This window comes from Streptomyces sp. NPDC033216 (assembly GCF_055577115.1).
On sequence record NZ_JBVIQK010000006.1, the window covers coordinates 348,984 to 371,441 of the forward strand.

17 protein-coding genes are annotated in these 22,458 nt (G+C 70.9%); 13 read left to right on the forward strand and 4 right to left on the reverse strand.

Annotation, left to right across the window (positions count from 1 at the left end; all coding sequences use genetic code 11):
* Positions 1-183: 183 nt before the first annotated feature.
* Together ACZ5Y0_RS15470 and ACZ5Y0_RS15475 are read right to left on the reverse strand one after the other, a co-directional pair.
* Positions 184-840 carry an MBL fold metallo-hydrolase gene (locus tag ACZ5Y0_RS15470; RefSeq protein ID WP_469129164.1) on the reverse strand — a complete coding sequence of 219 codons (657 nt, stop codon included), beginning with the start codon at positions 838-840 and terminating at the stop codon, positions 184-186.
* Positions 841-850: 10 nt separating this feature from the next.
* Complete coding sequence (locus tag ACZ5Y0_RS15475; RefSeq protein ID WP_469129165.1) at positions 851-1,537, reverse strand: maleylpyruvate isomerase family mycothiol-dependent enzyme; 687 nt, start codon at positions 1,535-1,537, stop codon at positions 851-853.
* Between the two features lie 222 nt (positions 1,538-1,759).
* Between ACZ5Y0_RS15475 and uvrA the strand changes: the two genes are divergently transcribed.
* Positions 1,760-4,786, forward strand: a complete 3,027-nt coding sequence (gene uvrA / locus ACZ5Y0_RS15480; RefSeq protein ID WP_469129166.1) for an excinuclease ABC subunit UvrA — start codon at positions 1,760-1,762, stop codon at positions 4,784-4,786.
* A 90-nt stretch (positions 4,787-4,876) separates the two neighbouring features.
* Here uvrA and ACZ5Y0_RS15485 read toward each other — a convergent pair whose 3' ends face one another.
* A complete protein-coding gene (locus tag ACZ5Y0_RS15485) occupies positions 4,877-5,788 on the reverse strand; it encodes a carbohydrate kinase family protein (protein WP_469129167.1) in 912 nt (303 codons plus the stop codon).
* A gap of 318 nt (positions 5,789-6,106) precedes the next feature.
* On the opposite strand from ACZ5Y0_RS15485, the gene ACZ5Y0_RS15490 reads away from it, so the two are divergent.
* On the forward strand, positions 6,107-6,532 hold the full coding sequence (locus ACZ5Y0_RS15490; RefSeq protein WP_469129168.1) for a Rieske (2Fe-2S) protein: 426 nt from the start codon (positions 6,107-6,109) through the stop codon (positions 6,530-6,532).
* Between the two features lie 51 nt (positions 6,533-6,583).
* Here ACZ5Y0_RS15490 and ACZ5Y0_RS15495 read toward each other — a convergent pair whose 3' ends face one another.
* Positions 6,584-7,579, reverse strand: coding sequence for a hypothetical protein (locus ACZ5Y0_RS15495; protein ID WP_469129169.1), 996 nt, complete (start codon positions 7,577-7,579; stop codon positions 6,584-6,586).
* Positions 7,580-7,855: 276 nt separating this feature from the next.
* On the opposite strand from ACZ5Y0_RS15495, the gene uvrC reads away from it, so the two are divergent.
* The 11 genes from uvrC to pgi all read left to right on the forward strand — a co-directional run.
* Positions 7,856-9,991, forward strand: coding sequence for an excinuclease ABC subunit UvrC (gene uvrC / locus ACZ5Y0_RS15500; RefSeq protein ID WP_469129170.1), 2,136 nt, complete (start codon positions 7,856-7,858; stop codon positions 9,989-9,991).
* Positions 9,988-11,106, forward strand: coding sequence for an RNase adapter RapZ (gene rapZ / locus ACZ5Y0_RS15505; protein ID WP_469129171.1), 1,119 nt, complete (start codon positions 9,988-9,990; stop codon positions 11,104-11,106). The genes uvrC and rapZ overlap by 4 nt, the downstream gene beginning before the upstream one ends.
* Positions 11,103-12,170 carry a gluconeogenesis factor YvcK family protein gene (locus tag ACZ5Y0_RS15510; protein WP_469129172.1) on the forward strand — a complete coding sequence of 356 codons (1,068 nt, stop codon included), beginning with the start codon at positions 11,103-11,105 and terminating at the stop codon, positions 12,168-12,170. Before rapZ ends, ACZ5Y0_RS15510 begins: the two co-directional genes overlap by 4 nt.
* Positions 12,161-13,150: a DNA-binding protein WhiA gene (gene whiA / locus ACZ5Y0_RS15515; RefSeq protein WP_469129173.1), complete on the forward strand. Its 990-nt coding sequence runs from the start codon at positions 12,161-12,163 to the stop codon at positions 13,148-13,150. The genes ACZ5Y0_RS15510 and whiA overlap by 10 nt, the downstream gene beginning before the upstream one ends.
* Positions 13,151-13,864: 714 nt before the next feature.
* Positions 13,865-16,822 carry a M14 family metallopeptidase gene (locus tag ACZ5Y0_RS15520; RefSeq protein ID WP_469129174.1) on the forward strand — a complete coding sequence of 986 codons (2,958 nt, stop codon included), beginning with the start codon at positions 13,865-13,867 and terminating at the stop codon, positions 16,820-16,822.
* A 249-nt stretch (positions 16,823-17,071) separates the two neighbouring features.
* Positions 17,072-18,082, forward strand: a complete 1,011-nt coding sequence (gene gap, locus ACZ5Y0_RS15525; RefSeq protein WP_469129175.1) for a type I glyceraldehyde-3-phosphate dehydrogenase — start codon at positions 17,072-17,074, stop codon at positions 18,080-18,082.
* Positions 18,083-18,217: 135 nt separating this feature from the next.
* Positions 18,218-19,429, forward strand: a complete 1,212-nt coding sequence (locus ACZ5Y0_RS15530; protein WP_469129176.1) for a phosphoglycerate kinase — start codon at positions 18,218-18,220, stop codon at positions 19,427-19,429.
* 6 nt (positions 19,430-19,435) lie between these two features.
* Entirely contained in the window at positions 19,436-20,212 is a 777-nt protein-coding gene (gene tpiA / locus ACZ5Y0_RS15535) for a triose-phosphate isomerase (protein WP_469129177.1), read from the forward strand.
* A 106-nt stretch (positions 20,213-20,318) separates the two neighbouring features.
* Positions 20,319-20,555 carry a preprotein translocase subunit SecG gene (gene secG / locus ACZ5Y0_RS15540; RefSeq protein WP_469129178.1) on the forward strand — a complete coding sequence of 79 codons (237 nt, stop codon included), beginning with the start codon at positions 20,319-20,321 and terminating at the stop codon, positions 20,553-20,555.
* Positions 20,556-20,764: 209 nt separating this feature from the next.
* Positions 20,765-21,100 carry an RNA polymerase-binding protein RbpA gene (locus ACZ5Y0_RS15545; RefSeq protein ID WP_010352468.1) on the forward strand — a complete coding sequence of 112 codons (336 nt, stop codon included), beginning with the start codon at positions 20,765-20,767 and terminating at the stop codon, positions 21,098-21,100.
* Positions 21,101-21,406: 306 nt separating this feature from the next.
* Positions 21,407-22,458: glucose-6-phosphate isomerase (gene pgi / locus ACZ5Y0_RS15550; protein WP_469129179.1), on the forward strand; the 1,052-nt coding region annotated here is incomplete at its 3' end.

Here is a 22,458-nt window from a genome sequence, read left to right on the forward strand (position 1 = left end):
CGTGCCGTGCCGGAGCCGTCGTCCCGCGCGGGGCTGCCATCGGTCGACCGCGTCAGCAGGTGCGCGGGAGGCGCCCGCGAGCCGTCGGCACGGCTTTCACGCGGGGCGCGCACGCGACCGTGCGCGCCCCGTGGGAGCCGTGCAAACGCCGTCGACGGCCCTCGCGGCAGGTACGGGCGGCACTCACCACCCGCGGGCGTGCCACTCCGGCAGGTGCGGGCGCTCGTCGCCCAGCGTGGTGTCGTCGCCGTGTCCCGGGTAGACCCAGGTCTCGTCCGGGAGCACGTCGAAGATCTTCGTCTCGACGTCGTGGATCAGACGGGCGAACGCCTCGGGGTCCTTGCGGGTGTTGCCCACGCCGCCCGGGAAGAGACAGTCACCCGTGAACACGTGCGGGTGTCCGTGCGGGTCGTCGTACACGAGGGCGATCGAGCCCGGTGTGTGTCCCACGAGATGACGCGCGGTGAGCTGCACATGGCCCACCCGGACCACGTCACCGTCGTCGAGCAGGACGTCGGTCGGCACCGGAATGCCCTCGGCGTCCTCCCGGCCGGCGTACGTCCGCGCGCGCGTGGCCGCGACGACCTCGGCGAGCGCCTGCCAGTGATCTCGGTGGCGATGCGTGGTGACGACGGAGGCGATGCCGTCGTCACCGATCGTGCCGAGCAGCGTCCGGGCGTCGTCGGCCGCGTCGATCAGCAGCTGCTCGTCCGTGGCCCGGCATCGCAACAGATAGGCGTTGTTGCCCATGGGGCCGACCGCGATCTTGGTGATCATCAGGTCCTTGAGCTCGTGCACGTCCGCCGGACCGCCGACGCGCACCTCTCCGCTGTACGTCATGACCGCCAGCCTATAGCGGGGGCAGGGCCGGGAGCGGCCCGCCGCCGACGGTGAGCGCGGAGCCGCCGCGGCGCCCGGCGAGCCATCCCAGAAGGTCGGCGCCAGAGCCCGTGACGGTCACCTCCGGACCGTTCTCCTCCCGGCCGGTGCGCCACACGCGCGTGCCGTCCGTGAGACGCGTCGGCGGGACGTCGCGGTGACCGGCGAACCGCTCCGCGAGGAAGTCGATCTCCCGCACGAGGAACTCCTCCGGCAGATCCTCCAACTCGTGGCCGATCCCGAGGTCCACGTGGTGCAGCTCCACCTCCGCCCATCGCCGGAAGGGCACCCTCGCCGCCGCGTCGGTGACGCCGTTGCGCAGCTCGACCGTGCGCGACCAGTCGGCGGGGGCGGCGCCGGCCTCCTGGAAGCGGGCGGCGCTGTCCCGGAGGTCCGCGAGCTGGACGTCCAGGGCGCGCGGGGCGTCCCGCTCGATGTCGGCGTCCCGCACGGTGGCGTCCACGTACATGGGACGGCCCTGGAGGACGTTCACCAGGGCGTCGGCGTTGCGGGCGAGGTGGGCGAGAACGTGGCCGCGGCTCCAGCCGGGCAGGCGTGACGACTGCGTCACGGACGCGTCGTCCAGCTTGGCGACCGCGGTGAGGAGCCGCTCCGTCGCGTCACGTACAGACTCCAGGTCATGAGCGTGATCAATCATGGTGCTGACCCTAGCCCCGCCACACCTTCGGGTGAAGGTGGTCGGCGATGCCCGCAATTCGAATGTGCGTGCTATAAGGTCGATGGCGGCGTCGGGCATGCTGGAGGGCAGGGGATTGTTGTCACCCCGTGAATCCGACCGGCGTTGTCAGTGGCTCCCCCTAGTCTGGAAGTGACGGGGGCCCCGCCCCTGTCACTTCTCTCAAGAAAGGTGCGGACCGGCGTGGCCGACCGTCTCATCGTCCGTGGCGCGCGCGAGCACAACCTCAAGAATGTCTCGCTCGACCTGCCGCGCGACTCGCTCATCGTCTTCACGGGCCTCTCAGGGTCGGGCAAGTCCTCGCTGGCCTTCGACACGATCTTCGCCGAGGGGCAGCGGCGCTACGTCGAGTCCCTCTCCTCGTACGCCCGTCAGTTCCTCGGCCAGATGGACAAGCCGGACGTCGACTTCATCGAGGGCCTCTCCCCGGCGGTCTCCATCGACCAGAAGTCGACCTCGCGCAACCCGCGCTCCACGGTCGGCACCATCACCGAGGTCTACGACTACCTGCGTCTGCTCTTCGCGCGCATCGGCAAGCCGCACTGTCCCGAGTGCGGACGCCCCATCTCGCGCCAGTCGCCGCAGGCCATCGTCGACAAGGTGCTGGAGCTGCCCGAGGGCAGCCGCTTCCAGGTGCTGTCGCCGCTCGTCCGCGAGCGCAAGGGCGAGTTCGTCGACCTGTTCGCCGACCTCCAGACCAAGGGCTACAGCCGCGCGCGGGTGGACGGCGAGACCGTCCAGCTCTCCGATCCGCCCACGCTGAAGAAGCAGGAGAAGCACACCATCGAGGTGGTCATCGACCGCCTCACGGTGAAGGAGTCCGCCAAGCGCCGGCTCACCGACTCCGTGGAGACGGCCCTCGGCCTGTCCGGCGGCATGGTGGTGCTCGACTTCGTCGACCTGCCCGAGGGTGACCCCGAGCGCGAGCGCATGTACTCCGAGCACCTGTACTGCGCGTACGACGACCTCTCCTTCGAGGAGCTGGAGCCCCGCTCCTTCTCCTTCAACTCGCCCTTCGGCGCCTGCCCCGACTGCTCCGGCATCGGCACGCGCATGGAGGTCGACCCCGAACTGATCGTCCCCGACCCGGACAAGTCGCTCGACGAGGGCGCCATCCACCCCTGGTCCCACGGGCACACCAAGGACTACTTCGGACGCCTGATCGGGGCCCTCGCGGACGCCTTGGGGTTCCGCACCGACATCCCGTTCGCCGGGCTGCCGCAGCGCGCCAGGAAGGCCCTCCTCCACGGCCACAAGACGCAGATCGAGGTCCGCTACCGCAACCGGTACGGCCGCGAGCGCGTGTACACGACGCCGTTCGAAGGCGCCGTTCCGTTCGTGAAGCGCCGGCACAGCGAGGCGGAGAGCGACGCCAGCCGCGAGCGCTTCGAGGGCTACATGCGCGAGGTGCCCTGCCCCACCTGCGAGGGCACCCGCCTCAAGCCGATCGTCCTCGCGGTCACGGTCATGGGGAAGTCCATCGCCGAGGTCTCCGGGATGTCGATCAGCGACTGCGCGGACTTCCTGGGCGAGCTGAAGCTCGACGCGCGTGACAAGAAGATCGCCGAGCGCGTACTGAAGGAGGTCAACGAGCGACTGCGGTTCCTGGTCGACGTGGGCCTGGACTACCTCTCGCTCAACCGCGCCGCCGGCACGCTCTCCGGCGGCGAGGCACAGCGCATCCGCCTGGCCACCCAGATCGGCTCCGGCCTCGTCGGCGTGCTGTACGTCCTCGACGAGCCGTCCATCGGCCTGCACCAGCGCGACAACCACCGGCTGATCGAGACCCTCGTCCGACTGCGCGACATGGGCAACACGCTCATCGTCGTCGAGCACGACGAGGACACCATCAAGGTCGCCGACTGGATCGTCGACATCGGCCCCGGCGCCGGTGAGCACGGCGGCAAGGTCGTGCACAGCGGCTCCCTGAAGGAGCTGCTCGCCAACGACGAGTCACAGACCGGGCAGTACCTGTCCGGCAAGAAGGCCATCCCGCTGCCCGACATCCGGCGCCCGCGCGACCCGGCACGGCAGCTCACGGTGCGTGGCGCCCGCGAGAACAACCTGCGGGACATCGACGTCTCCTTCCCGCTGGGCGTCTTCACCGCGGTCACGGGCGTGTCCGGCTCCGGCAAGTCGACGCTGGTCAACGACATCCTGTACACGCACCTGGCCCGCGAACTGAACGGCGCGAGGAACGTGCCGGGACGCCACACGCGCGTGGACGGCGACGACCTCGTCGACAAGGTCGTCCACGTCGACCAGTCGCCCATCGGCCGCACCCCACGATCGAATCCGGCGACCTACACCGGCGTCTTCGACCACGTCCGCAGGTTGTTCGCCGAGACCACCGAGGCGAAGGTCCGCGGATACCTGCCGGGCCGCTTCTCCTTCAACGTCAAGGGCGGCCGCTGCGAGAACTGCGCGGGCGACGGCACCATCAAGATCGAGATGAACTTCCTCCCGGACGTCTACGTCCCGTGCGAGGTCTGCCACGGTGCCCGCTACAACCGGGAGACCCTGGAGGTCCACTACAAGGGCAAGTCCATCGCCGACGTCCTGAACATGCCGATCGAGGAGGCGACCGAGTTCTTCGAGGCCGTCCCCGCGATCGCCCGCCACCTCAACACGCTCAAGGACGTCGGTCTCGGCTACGTCCGCCTCGGCCAGTCCGCGACGACCCTGTCCGGTGGTGAGGCACAGCGCGTCAAGCTCGCCAGCGAGTTGCAGCGCCGCTCCACCGGCCGCACGGTCTACGTCCTGGACGAACCGACGACGGGTCTGCACTTCGAGGACATCAGCAAGCTCCTGAAGGTCCTCTCCGGCCTCGTGGAGAAGGGCAACTCGGTCATCGTCATCGAGCACAACCTCGATGTGATCAAGACCGCCGACTGGGTCGTCGACATGGGTCCCGAGGGCGGCGCGGGCGGCGGCATCGTCGTCGCCGAGGGAACGCCGGAGGAGGTGGCCGGAGTCCCGGCCAGCCACACCGGCAAGTTCCTGCGCGAGGTCCTCGGCGACCGCGTCAGCGACGCGCCGCCGGTCAAGGCCCCGCGCAAGACGGCGGCGAAGAAGGCGGTCGCGGCCAGGACCACGACGAGGAAGACGGCGACGGCCAGGACGACCGCCACCGCCGACAGCACGGCGACGAAGAAGGCCGCCGGGGCCACGACCAAGGCGACGGGCGCGAAGAAGGCGACACGGAAGTAGGGCCGACACGGCAGTGGGCCGACAACGAAGTGGGCCGACAAGGACGTGGGCCGGCGCCCCGCGGATAACTCCCCGCGGGGCGTCGGCCGTTCACAGCTCGCCGAGTTCGGACGGGTACGGCGGTTCCGCGCCCGCCCGCGAGCAGGTGATGGCCGCCGCGCGGGCCGCGAAGCGCAGCAGCCGTTCCCAGCCGTCACGGCCCAGGTCCGCGAGGACCGCCGGCGACAGGGCGTCCTGGACCCACAGGGCGTGCAGCAGTGCCGCGTTCACGGTGTCGCCGGCGCCGATGGTGTCCACGACGTCGACCTTCTCGCCGGGCACCGCGTACACGGATCCGTCCCGGGTGAAGGCGGTCAGCCCGTCACCGCCGTACGTGATCACGACGGCGGAGGGTCCGGCGGCCAGCCAGTCGCGCGGGGTGCCGCCCAGCCAGAGGGCGTCCTCCTCGGAGAGCTTCAGCAGGGAGACCGAGGGCAGCCAGCTCCGGAAGCGCGCCCGGTAGGCGTCGGCGTCAGGGATCAGACCCGGGCGGATGTTCGGGTCCAGGGCGGTGAACAGCCCCTGCGCCGCCGCCGTACGCATCAGCTCCTCGTACGCGCTCGCGCCCGGCTCCAGGACGAGCGAGCAGGTGCCGAAGGACACCGCCCGCGTTGCGGAGGGCAGGCCGGCCGGGGCGGTGAACAGCCGGTCGGCGGTGCCCTCGACGTAGAAGGAGTAGGCGGCCGAGCCGTCCCCGTCGAGCGTGGCGACCGCGAGCGTGGTCGGCTCCGCGCCGCGCTGCACCGCCGACACGTCCACCCCCGAGTCCCGCAGCCTGCCGAGGAGCGCCTCGCCGAAGGCGTCGTGGGACGTGCGGGAACAGAAGGCGGTGGGGGAGCCGAGCCGGCCGAGGGCCACGGCCGTGTTGTACGGGCCGCCGCCGAGGGCCGGCTGTAGAGCCGCGAGGGCGCCAGAGCCCTGCGGTACCAGGTCGATCAGGGCCTCACCGGCGACGACGATCACGGGCGTTCCTCTCTCCGGTGGCTCGGCGAGCGCACCACTCGGGCTCTCGGTGGCCAAGCGTCGCACGAGCCCGGGGTCCGGGCGTGGTCTCCCATCGGGCGGTGGACGTCCACGCTGACGCAAGCGTTCCCGTCCGCACAACCCCGCCCCTCCCTTCGCGGGGCCCGGCGCAACCCGTGGCATTTCGTGCCAACCCGCCGCCGTCCGGTGTGGTCCCTCCCGGTATCGTGCGCGGGGCAGCGGCCCGCCGGCCGCGTGCCGCACGGCCGTCCCCCACGGCCGGCCCCTGCCTCCGCCGCCCCGAACCCTGGAGTCCGCATGCCCGCCCGCCCGTCAGCGACCCGCCGTACCGTCCTGCGGGGAGCGGCCCTCGCGCCTGCCGCGGGGCTCGGTCTGGCCGCCTGTTCCCCGACCGGTGGGACCACCGCGCCCGCCACGCCGACCGCGCCCGTCGAGCTGGGGGCGGACGGCGAGGTCGCGAAGGGGGGAGCCAAGCTCTACCGGGACCACAACGTGGTGGTCAGCCGGTCCGCGAGCGGTGCACTGAAGGCGTACAGCACGATCTGCACGCACGCGGGTTGCCCCATCAACAAGCTTGAAGGGACGACTCTGATCTGCCCCTGCCACGGCAGCGAGTTCGACGCCGCGACCGGCGAGGTGCTGCGGGAACCGGCGACCGAACCGCTGAACGAACTCCCGGTCAGGACCGAGCACGGCAGGATCGTGTCGGGGCCCGCCTCCTGACCCGCGCGCCGCCCGGCCCGGTCGGCACCCACCGGTGAGCCGGCCGTCCCTTCACTCCCAGTCCCACCCGATGCCCACCATGCCCGACCGTACCCGGGGCTCCACGAGGTGCACGGATCGGTGGCGGCGGCTCAGGACGAGTTCCTGGCGTGCGCCGCGCGGGGCCGCCGCGGACTGCCGCGTGAAGCGGTGGCAGCGCACCGGCACGGCGTTCTCGTCGAACCGGACCTGGAGGGCGTACTGGCCGCCCGGGGCGCCGAAGCCGCGGACGTACTCGCGGGAGACCCCGGCGGTGCCGTCCTCGACGCCGTAGCCGAAGAGGAAGGTGTCACCGGCGCGCAGGCGGGTGTCGAAGAGGAGCTCGGCCACGAGGACCCCGGTGCCGTGGTGCCGGCGGACGCGGCCGGTCCGGCAGTTCTCCAGGGCGTGCACGGTCATCCGTTCCGGGACGCAGCCGGGGTCTCCGTGGTGGACGGCGACGAAACGGTCGACGCCGTCGCGGTGGGCGCGCACGATGTGCTGCGACTCGCGTTCCAGCAGCTCGTGGCACGCCCCGACACGGACCCGCTCATGGTGGCCCAGGGTGTGCAGCCCGTCGTCCAGCGGGCACTCCAGTTCGACGAGCAGCTTGTCCAGGACGTCCGAGGCCTCCAGGAACGACCGGTAGCTACGTCCGGTCGGCCGCCCGGCGGCCGCCTTCTCCTCGGTCTCCGCGAGCAGCCGGATCAGGGACTCGTCCGGCAGCTGGAGGATCTCCTCCAGGGCCCGTACGGCCCGCAGCGACTCCGGACGCTGCGGGCGCCGGGCCCCCTGCTGCCAGTAGCTCAGGCTCGTGACGCCGAGCTTGACCCCGTGCCGCGACAGATGGTGCTGGACGCGCTGGAGGGGCAGCCCGCGGGCGGCGATCGCGGCCCGCAGGGCGACGTGGAAGGGGCCGCCTCGCAGAACCGTGTCCAGTTCGGCGCCGGTGCCACCGGAGGAGGACTGCGTGTCGGTCTCCGTGACGGTGAGCGCGTCGGCGTCCGCGTGCTGTGGGGCCTGCGGCATGCAGGGGCCTTTCTGTGAATGCTCGCGACGGCTGGTCGGACCGTTCGCGCGGGTGACCGGGCCGCCCCGTGACGAGGGGCGCGCCTTCACGTCCGTGGCGCCTGGTTCACCGCCCGGAGTTCCCCCGCATTGAAGCGCGTTGACAAAGTCCCGACAACAGTGGCCGCGGCAACGCGGCGCGGCCGTGGCCGAGTGGGCGCCCCCTTCCCGGACTCTCCACGCACCGTTGTCCACAGCCCCGTCGGACTGTCACCGCGCGCCAGTAGGGTGTGAGACATGGCCGACCCCTCCAGCTACCGCCCCAAGCCGGGACAGATCCCCGACTCTCCCGGGGTGTACCGATTCCGCGACGAGCACCGCCGGGTGATCTACGTCGGAAAGGCGAAAAGCCTGCGCCAGCGCCTGGCGAACTACTTCCAGGACCTGGCCGGCCTCCACCCGCGCACCCGCACCATGGTCACCACGGCCGCGTCCGTGGAGTGGACCGTGGTGTCCACGGAGGTCGAGGCGCTCCAGCTGGAGTACTCGTGGATCAAGGAGTACGACCCCCGGTTCAACGTCAAGTACCGCGACGACAAGAGCTACCCGTACCTCGCGGTGACGATGAACGAGGAGTTCCCGCGCGCGCAGGTGATGCGCGGGCACAAGAAGAAGGGCGTCAGGTACTTCGGCCCGTACGCGCACGCGTGGGCGATCCGGGACACCGTCGACCTCCTCCTGCGGGTCTTCCCGGTCCGCACCTGCTCGGCCGGCGTCTTCAGGAACGCCGCCCGCACCGGCCGCCCCTGTCTGCTCGGATACATCGGCAAGTGCTCCGCGCCCTGCGTCGGCCGGATCACTCCCGACGACCACTGGGAGCTGGCGGACGAGTTCTGCGACTTCATGACCGGCCGCACCGGCACCTACCTCCGCCGTCTGGAGAAGCAGATGACGGACGCGGCCGAGGAGATGGAGTACGAGCGGGCCGCCCGCCTGCGCGACGACATAGAGGCCCTGAAGAAGGCCATGGAGAAGAACGCGGTCGTGCTCGCCGACGCGACCGACGCCGATCTGATCGCGGTCGCCGAGGACGAGCTGGAGGCCGCCGTCCAGATCTTCCACGTCCGTGGCGGACGCGTCCGCGGCCAGCGCGGTTGGGTCACCGACAAGGTCGAGGAGATCACCACCGGCGCCCTCGTCGAGCACGCCCTCCAGCAGCTCTACGGCGAGGAGACCGGCGACGCGGTGCCCAAGGAGGTCCTGGTCCCCGCCCTGCCCGATCCGCTGGAGCCGGTGCAGGAGTGGCTCACCGCCCGCCGCGGATCCAACGTCTCCCTGCGCATCCCGCAGCGCGGTGACAAGCGGGCCCTGATGGAGACCGTGGAGCGCAACGCCCAGCACGGCCTCGTCCTGCACAAGACCAAGCGCGCCTCCGACCTCACCACGCGCTCGCGCGCGCTGGAGGAGATCGCCGAGGCCCTGGACCTGGACAGCGCCCCGCTGAGGATCGAGTGCTACGACATCTCGCACCTCCAGGGTGACGACGTCGTGGCCTCGATGGTCGTCTTCGAGGACGGCCTGGCCCGCAAGAGTGAGTACCGCCGCTTCCAGATCAAGGGCTTCGAGGGCCAGGACGACGTGCGCTCCATGCACGAGGTGATCACCCGCCGCTTCCGCCGCTACCTCGCCGACAAGGAGCGGACGGGCGAGTGGGGCGACGGCGACGCGGACGCCACGGACGGTTCCGCCGAGACTTCCGCCGGAGCCGGAGCCGGAGCCGGAGCCGGAGCCGGAGCCGGAGTCGCGGCCGTCGACGGCCCGGTGGCCAGCAGTCTCACCGAGGACGACGGCCGGCCCAGGCGGTTCGCCTACCCGCCCCAGCTGGTCGTCGTCGACGGCGGACAGCCCCAGGTCGCGGCTGCCAAGCGGGCGCTGGACGAGCTGGGCATCGACGACATCGCCGTCTGTGGCCTCGCCAAGCGCCTGGAGGAGGTCTGGCTGCCGGACGACGACGATCCGGTCGTCCTGCCCCGCACCAGCGAAGGCCTCTATCTGCTCCAGCGGGTCCGTGACGAGGCCCACCGCTTCGCGATCACCTATCAGCGGACCAAGCGGGCCAAGCGGTTCCGCGCCGGCCCGCTGGACGACGTGCCGGGACTCGGCGAGACGCGCAAGCAGGCACTCATCAAGCACTTCGGTTCGATGAAACGGCTGCGTTCCGCGACGATCGACCAGATCTGCGAGGTGCCCGGCATAGGTCGAAAGACGGCCGAGACCATCGTCGCGGCCTTCGCCCAGGCGGCTCCGCCCGCACCCGCCGTGAACACGGCGACCGGAGAGATCATGGATGAGGAGGAGCCCGGCACGACGGGCTCCCCCGGGGAGCCCGTGGCCGCGGGCGTCCCGGAAGACCGACGGGGGCAGGAGACATGACCGAGCACGAGGCACGACCCGCACCGAAGCCAGAACCGACGCCCACGGCGCCGCCCGCGCCGCCCGCCGAGGCCGCCCCGCAGCAGGCGCACAGCCGGACGGGCGAGGACCGCCCCCGGCACCACCCCCAGCGCGACGCGGGCCCCGCCGGGGCCGAACACCCCGCGGACGCCCCCAGCGCCGCACACACCGCAGGTCACGAAGACGGAGCACAGGTGAGTACCGACGTCACGCCGCCCGGGATCCCCGAGGCGGCCATCCCAGAGCTGGTGATCATCTCCGGCATGTCCGGGGCCGGCCGCTCGACGGCCGCCAAGTGTCTGGAGGACCTCGGCTGGTTCGTCGTCGACAACCTCCCGCCCGCGCTGATCCCCACCATGGTGGAGCTGGGCGCACGTTCCCAGGGCAACGTGGCGCGGATCGCGGTGGTCGTCGACGTACGGGGCCGCCGCTTCTTCGACAACCTCCGCGAGTCCCTCGCCGACCTCGAGGCCAAGGGCGTCACCCGGCGGATCGTGTTCCTGGAGTCCTCCGACGACGCCCTGGTGCGCCGCTTCGAGTCCGTGCGCCGCCCGCACCCCCTCCAGGGCGACGGCCGCATCGTCGACGGCATCGCCGCCGAGCGCGAACTGCTGCGTGAGCTGCGCGGCGACGCCGACCTGGTGATCGACACCTCCAGCCTCAACGTGCACGAGCTGCGCGCCAAGATGGACGCGCAGTTCGCCGGCGACGAGGAGCCCGAGCTGCGGGCCACCGTGATGTCCTTCGGCTTCAAGTACGGCCTTCCCGTGGACGCCGACCTGGTCGTGGACATGCGCTTCCTGCCCAACCCGCACTGGGTCCCGGAACTGCGCCCCTTCACCGGGCTCAACGAGGAGGTCTCCGCGTACGTCCTCAACCAGCCCGGAGCCAAGGAGTTCCTCGACCGGTACGCCGAACTCCTCCGGCTGATCGCCGCGGGCTACCGCCGGGAGGGCAAGCGCTATGTGACCATCGCGGTCGGCTGTACGGGCGGCAAGCACCGCTCGGTCGCGATGTCGGAGAAGCTCGCCGCGCGCCTCGCGGCCGAGGGCGTGGAGACGGTGGTCGTGCACCGGGACATGGGACGGGAATGACAGGACGTACTCCGCGGCTGGGCCGGCTGCGCAGAATGGCGCCGGCGGGGCGCACGAGCCGGCCGGTCGAGGCCCGCGGCGGCAAACCGCGCCGCCGCGGCACCCAGCCCAAGGTCGTCGCCCTCGGCGGCGGCATGGGTCTGTCCGCCTCGCTCACCGCACTGCGCCGGATCACCGGCGACCTCACCGGTGTCGTCACCGTGGCCGACGACGGCGGTTCCAGCGGGCGCCTGCGCGACGAGCTGGGCGTACTGCCGCCCGGCGACCTGCGCAAGGCCCTGGCCGCCCTGTGCGGTGACGACGACTGGGGCCAGACGTGGGCCCGGGTCATCCAGCACCGCTTCCAGTCGCAGGGCGAGATCAACGGCCACGCCGTCGGCAACCTGCTGATCGTCGCCCTGTGGGAGCAGCTCGGCGACCATGTCAAGGCCCTGGACCTGGTCGGCAAGCTCCTGGGCGCACAGGGACGCGTGCTGCCCATGTCCGCCGTGCCGCTGGAACTCCAGGCGCTGGTCAAGGGGCACGATCCGGACCGCCCCGAAGACGTCGACACCGTGCGCGGGCAGGCGACCGTCGCGCTCACCACCGGCGAGGTCCAGTCGGTGCACCTCGTGCCGTCCGATCCGCCGGCCGTCCCCGAGGCGGTGGCAGCCGTCCTCGACGCGGACTGGGTGGTGCTCGGCCCCGGCTCCTGGTTCTCGTCGGTCATTCCGCACCTGCTGGTGCCCGAACTGCTGGACGCGCTCACCGAGACCAAGGCACGCCGGGTACTCTCCCTCAATCTCGCGCCGCAACCGGGAGAAACCGAGGGCTTCTCCCCGCAGCGTCATTTGGAGGTTTTGGGACGACACGCCCCTAAACTCGCCCTGGACGTGGTGCTGGCCGACGAGGCCGCCGTGCCCGACCGCGACTCCCTGACCGATGCCGCCAAACGTTTCGGGGCCGCGGTCGAGCTGGCGCCGGTCGCCCGGCCCGATGGGACCCCGAGGCACGACCCGGAGCTGTTGGCCGCCGCGTACGACCGTATTTTTCGGATGCATGGAAGGATCGGCCCATGGCGATGACGGCAGCGGTGAAGGACGAGATCTCCCGGCTCCCCGTCACCCGGACCTGCTGCAGGAAGGCGGAGGTCTCCGCCATCCTGCGGTTCGCCGGCGGCCTCCACCTGGTGAGCGGGCGGATTGTGATCGAGGCGGAGCTGGACACCGCGATGGCGGCCCGTCGGCTCAAGCGGGACATTCTGGAGATCTTCGGCCACAGCTCGGAGCTGATCGTGATGGCGCCCGGCGGTCTGCGCCGCGGCTCGCGTTACGTCGTACGGGTGGTCGCGGGCGGTGACCAGCTGGCCCGCCAGACCGGCCTCGTGGACGGCCGCGGGCGCCCCATCCGCGGGTTGCCCCCGCAGGTGGTCTCCGGCGCCACCTGTGACGCGGAGGCGGCCTGGCGAGGGGCCTTCCTGGCGCACGGCTCGCTCACGGAGCCCGGCCGGTCCTCGTCCCTGGAGGTCACCTGCCCGGGTCCCGAGGCCGCGCTCGCGCTGGTCGGCGCCGCCCGTCGGCTGTCGATCGGCGCCAAGGCCCGTGAGGTGCGCGGAGTCGACCGGGTCGTGGTCCGCGACGGCGACGCGATCGGCGCGCTGCTCACCCGCCTCGGCGCCCACGAGTCGGTGCTGGCCTGGGAGGAGCGCCGGATGCGCCGTGAGGTGCGCGCCACGGCGAACCGTCTCGCCAACTTCGACGACGCCAACCTGCGCCGCTCCGCGCGTGCCGCCGTCGCCGCCGGGGCCCGTGTCCAGCGTGCCCTGGAGATCCTCGGCGACGAGGTGCCCGAGCACCTCGCCGCGGCCGGCCGGCTGCGCATGGAGCACAAGCAGGCATCCCTGGAGGAGCTGGGCGCGCTCGCCGACCCCCCGCTGACCAAGGACGCGGTCGCCGGCCGGATCCGCCGGCTCCTCGCGATGGCCGACAAGCGCGCCTCGGACCTCGGCATCCCGGGCACCGACGCCAACCTCAGCGAGGAGCTCGCCGACAACCTGGTGGGTTGAGGACCTGCGGGCTCGGTCGGACGGCGGCCTGGCGGGCCGGGCGCCTGGTCGGGTCCGGCTGGCCGACCACCTGGTGGGCCGAGCACCGCGCGGGCAGGGTGGCCCGGTGGCTGGGCGTCTGGTCGGTCCCGACGCCCTGAAGGCCGGGCGCCCGAATGCCGGACGGCCCGGCGCCCCGGCGGCCCGAAGGACCCACGGCCGGAAGCCGCGAGGCCGGACGCCCCGAGAGCCCGAGGACCGACGGTCCGACGGGCTGGGCGCCCGATCCGGCTCGGTGGAGGCAGCCCGGCGGGCCAACCCCGACATGCTCGATCCGCCGGTCGGTCCGGGGCCGGTCGGTTCGAACCGGTCGGCGGCCACTCCGGTCGGGTCCGGGGCCGGTCGGTTCGGGTCTGGTCGGCGGCCGCTCCGGTCGGTCCGGGGTCGGTCGGTTCGGGTCTGGTCGGCGGCCGCTCCGGTCGGTCCGGGGTCGGTCGGTTCGGGTCTGGTCGGCGGCCGCTCCGGTCGGTCCGGGGCCGGTTGCCACGGTTCGACGGCGCGCCGGTGCCGGTGCCCCCAGGGGGCCGTCGGCACCGGCCTTCCCGCTTCCGGAACGCCCGCGCCGACGGCAACTCGCGATCCATGGCCCCTTCTTGACGCACCCTTGACTCGATCATGAACAGTCATGAGCCTGACTGTGTTCGCTGCTGTGGCGGACTCACGCAAGGGGGGTTCATGAGACGTAGAGCGAGATCGATCCTCGCTGTCGGCGCGCTCCTGATAGGCGGAGCGAGCATCGCACCCATCGCCCAGGCGCAGCCCGGAAGTTCCTCCGACACGTCCGACGCGGACGAGGTCAAGGTCTTCCGCGCCGAGGTCACCAAGAAGCAGGTACCCCTGCTTCTGGCGGCCGGTCAGGACGGCCACGAACTCAGTGAGCAGGCACCCGAACAGGGAACCGCCACCGTCGAGGTGTACCTCACCGACGACCAGGCGCGGAAGCTCGAGAAGCAGGGCGTCCCGCTCACCGAGCACACCCTCTCGGCCAAGGCGGAGAACCGCGTGGCAGCCGCGGCCGACGGAGTGTTCCGGCCGTACAGCGGCAGCGGCGGCCTCAAGGAGGAGATCCTCCGCACCGCCCAGCGCAACCCCGGTCTCACCAAGGTCGTCTCCATCGGCAAGACGGTCCGGGGCCAGGACATCCTCGCACTCAAGCTCACGAAGAACGCGAAGAGGTCCGAGGACGGTTCCAAGCCCTCGGTGCTGTACATGTCCAACCAGCACGCGCGCGAGTGGATCACCCCGGAGATGACCCGGCGGCTGATGCACCACTATCTCGACAGCTACCGGACCGACCAGCGCATCAAGAAGCTCGTCGACTCGACCGAGTTGTGGTTCGTCCTGTCGGCCAACCCCGACGGCTACGACTACACCTTCCAGGACCCCGCGAACCGCCTGTGGCGCAAGAACCTGCGGGACGTCAACGCCGACGGTGAGATCCGCACCGGCGACGGCGTCGACCTGAACCGCAACTTCGCCTACAAGTGGGGCTACGACGACGAGGGTTCGTCGCCCAACCCCACCAGTCAGACCTACCGCGGCGCGGGCCCGAACTCCGAGCCCGAGACCAAGGCGCTGGACGCCTTCGAGAAGCGCATCGGCTTCGCCTACGGCATCAACTACCACTCCGCGGCGGAACTCCTCCTCTACGGCGTCGGCTGGCAGGTCGCCACCGACACCCCCGACGACGTCGCGTACAGGGCGCTGGCGGGCACCCCGGAGAACTCCGCGGTCCCCGGCTACCGCCCGCAGGTCTCCTCGGAGCTGTACACCACCAACGGAGAGGCCGACGGCCACGCCTCCAACGTCAACGGCACAGCGATGTTCACCCCCGAGATGTCGACCTGCCAGACGGTCTCGAACCTCTCCCCGGACGACCAGTGGAACGCCGCCGACTGCCAGTCGGTGTTCAACTTCCCGGACGACGAGAAGCTGATCCAGCAGGAGTTCGAGAAGAACATCCCCTTCGCGCTGTCCGTCGCCGAGAGCGCCGCCCGCCCCGACCGGCCGAAGTCCTCCATCGGCCTGAGCGCCGCCGACTTCACCCCGGCCGGCTTCACCACGTCGTACTCGCGCGGCGCCGACCAGGAGGTCTCCGTCGTCGTACGGAAGGCGATCCGCGACAAGGAACTCAGGTACCGCGTCAACGGAGGCCGCACCTACGACCAGGCGCTCAAGCCCTGGAAGGGCGGCGAGACCTTCGGCGGCGAGGACAACCTCTTCTACGACGAGTACCGGGCGAAGGTCCAGGACGGCGAACCCGGCGACAAGGTAGAGGTGTGGTTCACCGGCGAGACGAGCGGCGGCAAGAAGGTAGCCAGCCCGCACTTCACCTACACCGTCGCCGAACGGCCGCGGGCCGACGTCCTCGTCGTCGCCGAGGAGGGCGCGACCGCCACCCGGGCGCGGACGTACGTCGACGCGCTGAAGGCCAACGGCCGCCGAGCGGTCGTCTGGGACGTGGCCGCGCAGGGCGCGCCCGACGCGCTCGGCGTGCTGAGCCACTTCGGCACGGTCGTCCACTACACGGGTGCGAGCGTCCCCGGCAACCCGACCCAGCTGGAACTGCGCGCCTTCCTCAACGAGGGCGGCAAGCTCATCGAGGCCGGCGAACTGGCCGGCGGCAACGTCGACCTGGGCGACGGCACTCCGTCCAACGACTTCAGCCAGTACTACCTGGGCGCCTACTCCCGTACGTCCACCCCCGGCGCCACCGGATTCACCGGCTCCGGAGCCCTCGACGGGTACACCGGCCTGCTCGCCGGCGCTCCCGGCAACCCGCTGGACCGGGCCGGCACCTACGGCGTCACCTCCGACGAGCTGCCCGCCGCCACGTATCCGCAGTTCGCGAGCGCGGGCGCGGGGCAGTTCGCCGGGACCGTGAACCCGTACGGGCCCTACGCGGGCACGTCCATGGCGGCCGCCGTCCACACCGACGACGCCTACAAGCGACTCACCCGCACCATCGACCTCACCGGCGTCACCGCCGCCGACCGGCCCGCCCTGCGCACCCAGCTGCTGTGGGACACCGAACCGGGTTACGACAACGCGCTGGTCGAGATCCACACGGTCGGGGCCGACGACTGGACGACGCTGCCCGAGGCGGGCGGCGCCACCGGGACCGCCGTACCCGCCGAGTGCGGGGCCGGGTACTACATCGGGGAACACCCCCAGCTCCGCCACTACCTGACCCTGACCGCGAACGAGTGCACCGCGAGCGGCACCACCGGCTCGTGGAACGCCCTCACCGGAGCCTCCAGCGGCTGGCAGCAGGTGAACTTCGACCTGAGCGCCTACGCCGGGAAGTCCGTCGAGGTCTCCCTCAGTTACGTCACCGACCCGGGCAGCGGCGGCCACGGCGTCCTCGCCGACGACGCCTCGCTCGTCGTCGGAGGCACCGCCACCCGGACCGAGGGCTTCGAGACCTCCCTCGGCGCCTGGCAGGCCGCCGGACCGCCCCCGGGGAGCCCGGCCGTCCTGAAGGACTGGGCGCGCACCGGCACGCTGTTCCAGACCTACGGAGCGGTCACCACCGACGACACGGTGCTGCTGGGCTTCGGTCTGGAGCACGTCGCCGCGGCGGCCGACCGAGCCGCGCTCATCGGAAAGGCCCTCGACTCACTTGACGACTGACGTCGACCGGCACCGAATGGCACGCGGCGGTCAAGGGCAGACGACGCAGGGTGACCGAATCGGGTGATCGGCCCTTCGCGGCGGGGCGGTCCGTACCCCTACTGGTGGGTACGGGCCGCCTCGCCGGGTATGGGCGAAGTCGATGTCACCCCGGCGGCCTGGGAGAGGTAGGGTCGGGGGTGGTCGGGGACATCCCAAATACAGCTCGCCGGCACCTCATGGCCGGCGTACCAACGAGGAGATCGGTTCGTGACGATCCGCGTAGGCATCAACGGCTTTGGCCGCATCGGTCGTAACTACTTCCGCGCGCTGCTGGAGCAGGGTGCTGACATCGAGATCGTGGCTGTCAACGACCTGGGTGACACCGCGACAACCGCTCACCTGCTCAAGTACGACACCATCCTGGGCCGTCTGAAGGCCGAGGTGTCGCACACCGCCGACACGATCACCGTCGACGGCCACACCATCAAGGTCCTGTCCGAGCGCAACCCCGCCGACATTCCGTGGGGCGACCTCGGCGTCGACATCGTCATCGAGTCGACGGGCATCTTCACGAAGAAGGACGACGCCGAGAAGCACATCGCCGGCGGCGCCAAGAAGGTCCTCATCTCGGCTCCGGCCAAGGGCGAGGACATCACCATCGTGATGGGCGTCAACCAGGACAAGTACGACGCGGCGAACCACCACGTCATCTCCAACGCCTCCTGCACCACCAACTGTGTGGCGCCGATGGCCAAGGTCCTCGACGAGAACTTCGGCATCGTCAAGGGTCTGATGACGACGGTCCACGCGTACACCAACGACCAGCGCATCCTGGACTTCCCGCACTCGGACCTGCGCCGCGCCCGTGCCGCCGCCGAGAACATCATCCCGACCACGACGGGTGCCGCCAAGGCCACCGCCCTGGTCCTGCCCCAGCTCAAGGGCAAGCTCGACGGCATCGCGATGCGCGTCCCGGTCCCGACCGGCTCGGCCACCGACCTGGTCGTGACCCTCCAGCGCGAGGTCACCAAGGACGAGGTCAACGCGGCCTTCAAGAAGGCCGCCGACGACGGCGACCTGAAGGGCTACCTGTCCTACACCGAGGACCCGATCGTCTCCTCCGACATCGTCGGCGACCCGGCCTCCTGCACCTTCGACTCCTCCCTGACCATGGTCCAGGAGGGCAACTCGGTGAAGATCCTCGGCTGGTACGACAACGAGTGGGGCTACTCCAACCGCCTCGTCGACCTGACGGTCTTCGTCGGCAACCAGCTCTGATCGACAGAGCAGGCACCTCGATGTGAAGGCAGGGCCCGGACGGCGCGGGGACGCGCCGTCCGGGCCCTGCCTCGCGTGCGGATCGGCCCTGTCTACGATCACGGAGCAACACGAGCCCTCCTGGGAGCCCCTTACATGAAGACGATCGACGAACTCCTCTCCGAAGGCGTGGCCGGCAAGCGGGTCTTCGTCCGCGCCGACCTCAACGTGCCGCTGGACGGCGGCACCATCACCGACGACGGCCGTATCCGCGCCGTCCTCCCGACCGTCAAGGCCCTCGCGGACGCGGGCGCCAAGGTGGTCGTCGCCTCGCACCTGGGCCGCCCCAAGGGGGCCCCGGACCCGGCCTTCTCGCTCGCCCCGGCCGCCACACGCCTGGGTGAACTCCTCGGCACCGACGTGGCCTTCGCGACCGACACGGTCGGCGACTCCGCCCGCTCCACCGTCGCGGGCCTGACCGACGGCCAGGTCGCCGTCATCGAGAACCTGCGCTTCAACGCGGGCGAGACGGCCAAGGACGACGCCGAGCGCGGAGCCTTCGCCGACCAGCTGGCCGAACTCGCCGACGTGTACGTGGGTGACGGTTTCGGTGCCGTCCACCGCAAGCACGCCTCGGTCTTCGACCTCCCGGCCCGGCTGCCGCACGCCGCCGGCTACCTCATCGCCACCGAGGTCGGCGTCCTGAAGAAGCTCACCGAGGACGTACGGCGGCCCTACGTCGTCGCCCTCGGCGGTTCCAAGGTCTCCGACAAGCTCGCCGTCATCGACCAACTGCTCGGCAAGGCGGACCGCCTCCTCATCGGCGGCGGCATGGTGTTCACCTTCCTGAAGGCCAAGGGGTACGAGGTCGGCGCCTCCCTGCTCCAGGAGGACCAGATCCCGGTCGTCCAGGAGTACGTCGAGCGGGCGGAGAAGAACGGCGTCGAGCTGGTCCTCCCCGTCGACGTGCTGACCTCCACCGCGTTCCCGGACCTGAAGACCAAGGCGCCGTCGCACCCCGAGACCGTCGCCGCGGACGCCATTCCCGCCGGCCAGCTGGGACTGGACATCGGCCCCGAGACCCGCAAGCTGTACGCCTCGAAGCTCGCCGACGCCGCCACCGTCTTCTGGAACGGCCCGATGGGCGTCTTCGAGCACCCCGACTACGCCGAGGGCACCAAGGCGGTCGCCCAGGCCCTCCTCGACTCACCGGCCTTCACGGTCGTCGGCGGTGGCGACTCCGCCGCGGCCGTCCGCCTGCTGGGCTTCGACGAGAACGCATTCGGCCACATCTCGACCGGCGGCGGCGCCTCCCTCGAATACCTCGAGGGCAAGACGCTCCCCGGCCTCGCCGCACTGGAGGACTGACCCCGCATGAGCACCCGTACGCCGCTGATGGCGGGCAACTGGAAGATGAACCTCAACCACCTCGAGGCCATCGCCCACACCCAGAAGCTCGCCTTCGCCCTGGCCGACAAGGACTACGAGGCCGTCGAGGTCGCCGTCCTGCCGCCCTTCACCGACCTGCGCTCCGTGCAGACGCTGGTCGAGCACGACAAGCTCAAGATCAAGTACGGCGCCCAGGACATCTCCGCGCAGGACGGCGGCGCCTACACCGGCGAGATCTCCGGTCCGATGCTCGCCAAGCTGCGGTGCACCTACGTCGCGATCGGCCACTCCGAGCGCCGTCAGTACCACGGCGAGACCGACGAGCAGGTGAACGCCAAGGTCAAGGCCGCCTACAAGCACGGCCTCACCCCGATCCTGTGCGTCGGCGAGGAGCTGGACGTCCGCGAGGCGGGCAACCACGTCTCGCACACCCTCTCCCAGGTCGAGGGTGGTCTGAAGGACGTCCCGGCCGAGCAGGCCGAGACGATCGTGATCGCCTACGAGCCGGTGTGGGCCATCGGCACCGGCAAGGTCTGCGGCGCCGAGGACGCCCAGGAGGTCTGCGCCGCCATCCGCGGGAAGCTGGCCGAGCTGTACTCCCAGGACGTGGCCGACAAGGTCCGCATCCAGTACGGCGGCTCCGTGAAGTCGGGCAACGTCGCCGAGATCATGGCGCAGGCCGACATCGACGGCGCGCTGGTCGGCGGCGCTTCGCTGGACCACGAGGAGTTCGTCAAGATCGTGCGCTTCCGCGATCAGTGACCTGGCTGTGAGTAGGCGGTAGCGGCGATCCGTCGTACCCTTGCGGGGGCACAGCGCAGAAGCTGTGCCCCCGTCGTCATCCGAATCCGAGGAAGTTGGTCCAGCCGTGGTTTTGGGGTTCTCGATCGCCCTGATCGTCTTCAGCCTGCTGCTGATGCTGCTGGTGCTGATGCACAAGGGGAAGGGCGGCGGTCTCTCCGACATGTTCGGCGGCGGCATGCAGTCCTCCGTCGGCGGCTCCTCGGTCGCCGAGCGCAACCTGGACCGCATCACCGTCGTGATCGGTCTGCTCTGGTTCGCGAGCATCATCGTCCTCGGCATCCTGATCAAGACGAACGGCTGAAAAGCCCGTCGCAGGCACACATTCCGTACGTATGGCCCCATGTTCGGTACGCGCAGCTGAGCGCGGCCTATCATGGGGCTTGCGTCTACGTGTGGGGGGTTGTAGCTCCAATCACTGGACGTGCGTTGGGCCTTACGTAGACTGAGGCGCTCGCAGTGAAGCGAAACGCCGACTCGCTTTGCGGCACCATCACGCAGGGAGTTACGACCGTGGCAAGTGGCAACGCGATCCGAGGAAGCCGGGTCGGGGCGGGGCCGATGGGCGAGGCCGAGCGCGGCGAGTCCGCGCCGCGTCTGCGCATCTCCTTCTGGTGCTCCAACGGGCACGAGACGCAGCCCAGCTTCGCCAGCGACGCGCAGGTACCCGATACCTGGGACTGCCCGCGCTGCGGCTTCCCGGCCGGCCAGGACCGGGACAACCCCCCGGCACCGCCGCGCACCGAGCCCTACAAGACGCACCTCGCCTATGTGCGGGAGCGGCGCAGCGACGCGGACGGCGAGGCGATCCTCGCCGAGGCGCTCGCCAAACTGCGGGGCGAGATCTAGGAGTTGAGTACCGGCCAGGTGCCCCAGGCACTTGGCCGCACCTGTACCGCGCACCCGTCGCGCGCGCCGGCGGGCCGACCGCCGCCGAGTGGGCCGTCCGTGCGCCCCGCGGCGCTCCACCCCCGCTCCGCCTTCTTCACCCTTTCGGCCCTCCCGCTGACACCCGCGGGCCGCGCGGACGTACCTGTTGTCGCACCGCGGGACGGCCCTACGACAGCTCGCGTCCGACGCTGATCAATTAGGTTGGGAACGCAGCGGGACAAGATGCGCGGCACGGACAGGTGAGAAAAGAGGGCTGGGTCCGACATGAACGCAGACGGCCGTACGAGGCTCAACCAGACGCCCGAGTGGACCGCTCTGGCCAAGCACCGTGAGGAACTCGGCGAGGTGCAGCTGCGTGAGCTGTTCGCCACCGACCCCGGGCGTGGCAGCGGGTACACACTGCGGGTCGGGGACCTGCACATCGACTACTCCAAGCAGCTCGTCACCGACGAGACGCTGCGGCTGCTGCGCGCGCTGGCGGCCGCCACCGACGTCTTCGGTCTGCGGGACGCCATGTTCCGCGGCGAGAAGATCAACACGACCGAGGACCGGGCGGTCCTGCACACCGCGCTGCGCGCCCCGCGCGACGCGGTGATCGAGGTGGACGGTGAGAACGTCGTGCCCGGGGTGCACGCCGTCCTCGACCGGATGGCCGGCTTCGCCGAGCGCGTCCGCTCCGGCGAGTGGACCGGCCACACCGGCAGGCGCATCCGCAACGTGGTCAACATCGGCATCGGCGGCTCCGACCTCGGCCCCGCCATGGCCTACGAGGTGCTGCGCAGCTACACCGACCGCGACCTCACGGTCCGCTTCGTGTCGAACGTGGACGGCGCCGACCTGCACGAGGCCACCCGGGACCTGGACCCGGCCGAGACGCTGTTCATCATCGCGTCGAAGACGTTCACCACGATCGAGACGATCACGAACGCGACGTCCGCCCGCACCTGGCTGCTGGCCGCGCTCGGCGGGGAAGAGGCCGCCGTCGCCAAGCACTTCGTCGCCCTGTCGACGAACGCCGAGAAGGTCACCGGCTTCGGCATCGACACGGCCAACATGTTCGAGTTCTGGGACTGGGTCGGCGGCCGTTACTCGTTCGACTCGGCGATCGGCCTGTCCCTGATGATCGCCATCGGCCCGGACCGCTTCCGCGAGATGCTCGACGGCTTCCGGATCGTCGACGACCACTTCCGCACCGCGCCCGCCGAGGCCAACGCCCCGCTGCTGCTGGGCCTGCTGGGTGTCTGGTACGGCAACTTCTTCGACGCCCAGTCGCACGCCGTGCTGCCCTACAGCCACTACCTGTCGAAGTTCACCGC

Coding starts and splice junctions, on each gene's coding strand:
- ACZ5Y0_RS15470 (WP_469129164.1), bottom strand. CDS start 840: ATGACGTACAGCGGAGAGGTGCGCGTCGGCGGTCCGGCGGACGTGCAC.
- ACZ5Y0_RS15475 (WP_469129165.1), bottom strand. CDS start 1,537: ATGATTGATCACGCTCATGACCTGGAGTCTGTACGTGACGCGACGGAG.
- ACZ5Y0_RS15490 (WP_469129168.1), top strand. CDS start 6,107: ATGCCCGCCCGCCCGTCAGCGACCCGCCGTACCGTCCTGCGGGGAGCG.
- ACZ5Y0_RS15495 (WP_469129169.1), bottom strand. CDS start 7,579: ATGCCGCAGGCCCCACAGCACGCGGACGCCGACGCGCTCACCGTCACG.
- uvrC (WP_469129170.1), top strand. CDS start 7,856: ATGGCCGACCCCTCCAGCTACCGCCCCAAGCCGGGACAGATCCCCGAC.
- rapZ (WP_469129171.1), top strand. CDS start 9,988: ATGACCGAGCACGAGGCACGACCCGCACCGAAGCCAGAACCGACGCCC.
- ACZ5Y0_RS15510 (WP_469129172.1), top strand. CDS start 11,103: ATGACAGGACGTACTCCGCGGCTGGGCCGGCTGCGCAGAATGGCGCCG.
- whiA (WP_469129173.1), top strand. CDS start 12,161: ATGGCGATGACGGCAGCGGTGAAGGACGAGATCTCCCGGCTCCCCGTC.
- ACZ5Y0_RS15520 (WP_469129174.1), top strand. CDS start 13,865: ATGAGACGTAGAGCGAGATCGATCCTCGCTGTCGGCGCGCTCCTGATA.
- ACZ5Y0_RS15530 (WP_469129176.1), top strand. CDS start 18,218: ATGAAGACGATCGACGAACTCCTCTCCGAAGGCGTGGCCGGCAAGCGG.
- tpiA (WP_469129177.1), top strand. CDS start 19,436: ATGAGCACCCGTACGCCGCTGATGGCGGGCAACTGGAAGATGAACCTC.